The sequence below is a fragment of the Acidovorax sp. HMWF018 genome, from assembly GCF_003061035.1.
Lineage (GTDB): Bacteria > Pseudomonadota > Gammaproteobacteria > Burkholderiales > Burkholderiaceae_C > Acidovorax > Acidovorax delafieldii.
The window spans coordinates 19143-24185 of sequence record NZ_QAIM01000530.1; the positions used below are offsets into that span (position 1 = coordinate 19143).

General features: G+C 66.2%; 4 protein-coding genes and 1 pseudogene. 4 read left to right on the top strand and 1 reads right to left on the bottom strand.

What is annotated here, in order from left to right; all coding sequences use genetic code 11:
• The coding region (locus tag DBR23_RS22570; RefSeq protein WP_233250677.1) for a Crp/Fnr family transcriptional regulator at positions 1-364 on the top strand (364 nt) is incomplete at its 5' end.
• A gap of 46 nt (positions 365-410) precedes the next feature.
• Here DBR23_RS22570 and DBR23_RS22575 read toward each other — a convergent pair.
• Positions 411-2144 carry a carboxylesterase/lipase family protein gene (locus DBR23_RS22575; RefSeq protein ID WP_108499647.1) on the bottom strand — a complete coding sequence of 578 codons (1734 nt, stop codon included), beginning with the start codon at positions 2142-2144 and terminating at the stop codon, positions 411-413.
• Positions 2145-2329: 185 nt separating this feature from the next.
• Here DBR23_RS22575 and DBR23_RS22580 point away from each other — a divergent pair, with 185 nt between their 5' ends.
• The 3 genes and pseudogenes from DBR23_RS22580 to DBR23_RS31555 form a co-directional block, all read left to right on the top strand.
• Complete coding sequence (locus DBR23_RS22580; protein ID WP_108499648.1) at positions 2330-3397, top strand: AraC family transcriptional regulator; 1068 nt, start codon at positions 2330-2332, stop codon at positions 3395-3397.
• Between the two features lie 79 nt (positions 3398-3476).
• Positions 3477-4958, top strand: a complete 1482-nt coding sequence (locus DBR23_RS22585) for a YdiU family protein (RefSeq protein ID WP_108499649.1) — start codon at positions 3477-3479, stop codon at positions 4956-4958.
• Positions 4955-5043: pseudogene (locus DBR23_RS31555) on the top strand (peptide-methionine (R)-S-oxide reductase); the annotation flags it as partial. The gene DBR23_RS22585 and the pseudogene DBR23_RS31555, both read left to right, overlap by 4 nt.

Consider the following 5043-nt stretch of genomic DNA (forward strand, 5'->3'; position numbering starts at 1 on the left):
GCTGTGCCTGCCCCTGCCGCTGTTTGCCACGCTGCGCGAGACCAGCCTGGCGTTCAACCAGTTCCTGGTGCTGCATCTGAACATGCGGCTGGGCCAGGCCATGACCATCATCGAAGCCGGGCGCACCCAGTCCACCGAGCACCGCGTGGCGCTGTACCTCAGCCGCCTGTTCTGGCGCAGCACCCGGCGGCTCAACCTCACGCAGGAAGAGCTGGGCCAGCTCGTGGGCCTGTCGCGGCAGACCGTGAACAAGGTGCTGCAGTCGCTGGAGGGCATGGGCATTGTGTCGCTGGACTTCGGGCGCGTGGCCATCGTGGACGACGAGGCGCTGAACGCATACCTCGCCGCCACGGCCGCGCACTGACCACCCGCATTCGGCCGAGGTCTGTTCGACATCTGCAGCGTGAGAGTCATTGCACGCTCAGGCGCACCGCCTTCTGGTCTGCATCAAAGATGAACTTGCGGGGCCACGGCTGCCAGGTCTGGCCCAGCGTGGCGTTGTTGGGATCGCCGGTGTGCACAAAGGCGCGCACGCTGTCCATCATGGCCCGCGACAGGGCCAGGCGCCCCGGCTGGTTGGCGGTGCTGTTGGTCGCCTTCGCAAACACCGAGGGACCGAAGTTGCCAAACACAAAGGGCAGGTCGAACGCATGGGCCGCGCCGTACACATCGTTCCATGGTGCGGGCTGCTGGGCCCAGTTGAACTGGTAGTTCCACACATTGCTCTGCTGGCTGCGCAGGGCGTTCAGCAGGTTGTCGCGGCTGGCGCCAATGAACACATTGCCCAGCATCTGGGTGCGTGCGTTGTAGCCCGTGCCCGGGGCTGTCACCGGCAGGTAGGACGCATCCAGAATGTCCGCCGCAGTGAGGGTGGTGGGGGCATCAGGGTCGAAGCGCTGCATCATCGCAAAGCGCTCGGCATCGCCGATCTTCATGCCGGGCTTGCCGCCCAGCAGCACCAGGAACGGGGCAAACAGCTTGCCCTCCTCGGCCGTGTAGCCGGACAACACAGGCACTTTCCGATAGCGGCCCGCAGAAATCTCCGTGATCGGATCGGCCGGAACCACCACACCGTCCGGGATCGGGCCAGAACCTGTCAGCCCCTTTGCCAGCACCGTCTGCAAAACGACCCGCGCATCCTTGCCACGCAGGTAACTGGCCACCTGCGCGGGGGGCCAGCTGGCCACCAGGGCCTGGGCTTCGGGCAGGCCCGGTGCCAGGCCATCGGCCACGGCCAGATGCGCCAGCAACTGGCTGGCCTGTATGGCGTAGCGGGAGACCGGGTTGAGTGTGGGAATGGACCCGGCGGGCAGGTTCGACGCCAAGGAGATCCCGCCGCTGATCGGTACCAATTTGTGGAACAGCCCGGTGGCCTGCGGTGCGGTCAGCAGCGCCAAGGCATTAATGGCCCCCGCCGACTGCCCCATCAACGTGACGTTGCCCGCATTGCCGCCAAACCGGGCGATGTTGCCCTGGACGAACCGCAGCGCCTGCACGACGTCCAGCAGCGCGTAGTTGCCGGTATAAGTGCTGCCGCCTGCGCTGCTTCCACTGCCGTTGTTGCCGGCATGCAGGGCGGGCAACTGCAGATACCCCAGCACATCCAGCCGGTAGTTGGCTGTGACCACGATGGCATTGGCCGACTTGGCCAGCGCGGCGCCGTCGTACACCGGGTCGGCGGTGTAGCCCGAGATGGCACTGCCACCGTGGATAAAGACCAGCACTGGCAGGTTGTCCTGCGCGGTGGCCGGACGCCAGATGTTGAGGGTCAGGCAGTCTTCGCTGCCCAGCGGGGTGTTCAGCGTCTGGCCAATCGTGTCGTCAAAGCGGTTGTTGGCCCCGGGTCCGTAAATGCGGCCCATCTGCAAGCACGCACTACCAAACCGGGTGGCGCTGCGCTCGCCCGTCCAGGCGGCGGGCTCTGCAGGCGGCTGCCAGCGCAGGGCACCCACGGGGGGTTGGGCGTAAGGAACACCCTTCCAGGCATAAGTGCCGCTGGTGGCGCTGTCATCCGTGCCGCGCACCATGCCATAGCGGGTTTCGCGCAGTTCGGGCGGCGTACCGCCAGAACCACCACACGCCGTGGTCATCACAGCGGCGAGACAGGCTGCGCCCCAGCGCAGGCTCTTTGCAAAATAGGCCATGTTGTTTGTCTCCTTCGGGGTTTTCAGGAATGGGGCGGGCCTGCAGAACGCATCACACTCGCGCCTGGGACCGACCTCGGCGCCGATTGTGGAAACGCCCGGCCCACAACCCACTATCGCAACCACACCAAAACAGTGACTTCAGAACACCACCCGCGCGTAAACCCTGAGACAGGGGCTTGCCCATGAACCCACTGCCGCAGCGCACCAGCTCTGCCGCCTGGGTGCGCGGCATTGCGGAGCTGTTTGCAGCCGAAGGACTGCCGGTGCAAGCCCTGTGCGCGCAGGCCGACATCGACCTGGAGAGCCTGCAGCACCCCCACACCCGCGTGGATGTGGACCGCGTCAGCCGCTTGTGGGAGGCCGCAGCCCAGCACTACGACCGCCCGGGGCTGGGCCTGGACCGCCAGCTGGCCGCGCGCTACGGCAAGCTGGATCTGGTCGGCCACGCACTGGCCTCGGGGCCCAACCTTCTCGAAGGCTTCAGGCACCTGGACCGGCACATGGCGCTGATCTCGGACGCCACCACGTTCTCGATGGAGCGAGACCCACGCGGTTACTGGATGGTGCTCAACCACATCGGCGCCTCGCGCCCCATACCGCGACAGCGGGTGGAGTTTGCGGTGCTGACCCTGCTGACGCTGTGCGATTGGCTCACCCGGCGCGACCTCACGCCCCTGGCCGTGGAGCTGGTCACCCCAGCGCCGGCCGACGACACGCGGCATCGCGCGGCATTCGGCGTGCCACCGCGCTTTGGCCAGCCAGTGAACCGCTTTCTGATGGCCGAAGCCGACCTGCTGCAACCCATTCCCACCCACAACCCGAACCTGTGGGCGCTGCACGAACAACTGGTGGAGGCCGAGCTGGGACAACTGGGCCCGTTGGGCCAATCGCTGGTCAGCGCCAAGGTGCGCACCGAGATATCGCGCGTGCTGCACCTCGGTGAACCCCGGCGCGAAGACGTGGCTGCGCGCCTGCACCTCACCGATCGCACCTTGCAGCGCCGGCTACAGGCAGAGTCGGTGAGTTTTCAGCAACTGCTGGACGACACCCGCAGCGAGCTGGCACGCCAATACCTGGCCGACCCGCGCCGCAGCCTGGCCGAGGTGGCGGACCAGCTGGGTTTCAGCGACCAGAGCAACCTGTTTCGGGCCTGCAAGCGCTGGTTTGGCATGCCCCCAGGCCAATACCGCCAGCAGCTGCTGCAGCCTGCGTCAGGCCCGGCCTGCCTGACGGCGGCAGCGTTGTTGTAGCGGTCGCGGTGCAGGCTATCCCCGCCCTGCCATGGCCCTGTGGGCGCCGGGGCATCCGGCCTGCGAGACAATCCAGCCCATGACCCTGACTGCCGACAGCGACGCCCACACCGACCTCGGCCTCGCCTGGGACCACCGCTTTGCCGCGCTGGGCACCGACTTTTTCACCGAACTGCGCCCCACCCCTCTGCCCACGCCCCATTGGGTAGGCACCAGCCCCGCCGTAGCGCAACTGCTCGGGCTGGATGAAACCGCCTTGCGCAGCGATGAGGCCCTGCAGGCCTTCACCGGCAACCGCCTGCTGGCAGGCTCGCGCCCCCTGGCCAGCGTGTACAGCGGACACCAGTTTGGCGTCTGGGCCGGTCAGCTGGGCGATGGGCGCGCCATCTTGCTCGGAGAGACGGCTACGGGGTGGGAGGTCCAGCTCAAGGGAGCAGGCCGCACGCCCTACTCTCGCATGGGCGATGGCCGTGCGGTGTTGCGCTCCAGCATCCGCGAGTTTTTGTGCAGCGAAGCCATGCACGGACTGGGTGTGCCCACATCGCGCGCGCTGTGCATCACCGGCTCGCCCGCGCACGTCCGCCGCGAAGAAATCGAGACCGCTGCCGTCGTCACCCGCGTGGCACGCAGCTTTGTGCGTTTTGGTCATTTCGAGCACTTTGCTGCCAACGGCCAGGAGGCCGCGCTGCAAACGCTGGCCGACTACGCCATCGACCGCTACTACCCCGAATGCCGGGACAGCACCGACCTGACAGGCAACCCGTACGCTGCCCTGCTGCAGGCCGTGAGCGAGCGCACCGCACGCCTCATGGCGCAATGGCAGGCGGTCGGCTTTTGCCATGGGGTGATGAACACCGACAACATGAGCATCCTGGGCCTGACGATTGACTACGGGCCGTTTCAGTTTCTCGACGCGTTTGTGCCCGGCCACGTGTGCAACCACAGCGACTCGCAAGGCCGTTACGCCTACAACCGCCAGCCCAACGTGGCGTACTGGAACCTGTTTTGCCTGGCGCAGGCGCTGCTGCCCCTGATCGGCGACCAGGAACTGGCCAAGCAGGCCCTGGAGTCTTACAAGACGGTTTTCCCCGAGGCCTTCATGGCCCGCATGCGCGCCAAGCTGGGGCTGCGGGAGGCCAGCGACGGCGATGGCGCTCTCATCGACGGCATCTTGCTGCTGCTGGCCCAGAACCGGGTGGACTACTCCATCTTCTGGCGCCGCCTGTCGCAGGCCGTGGGCACCCAAGACATGGAGCCCGTGCGCGACCTGTTTGCGGACCGTGCTGGCCTGGACCAATGGCTGCTACTATATTCAGAGCAATCACGGCATATGGATGTAGCGCATCAAGCCGATTTGATGCTCCAAACCAATCCCAAATTCGTGCTGCGCAACCACCTGGGCGAACAGACCATTCGTGCGGCGAAACTTGGCGACTTCGGTGAACTCCAAACCCTGCAGCGGCTGCTGGAGCGCCCTTTTGACGAGCACCCGGGGCATGACGCCTACGCCGCCTTCCCGCCCGACTGGGCGTCTTCCATCGAGATCAGCTGTTCATCATGACCCATCCCATCCAGAAGACTGACGCCGAATGGCAAGCCGTACTGCGCGAAAAAGGCGCAGAACTCGTGGCCTTCCAGGTCACGCG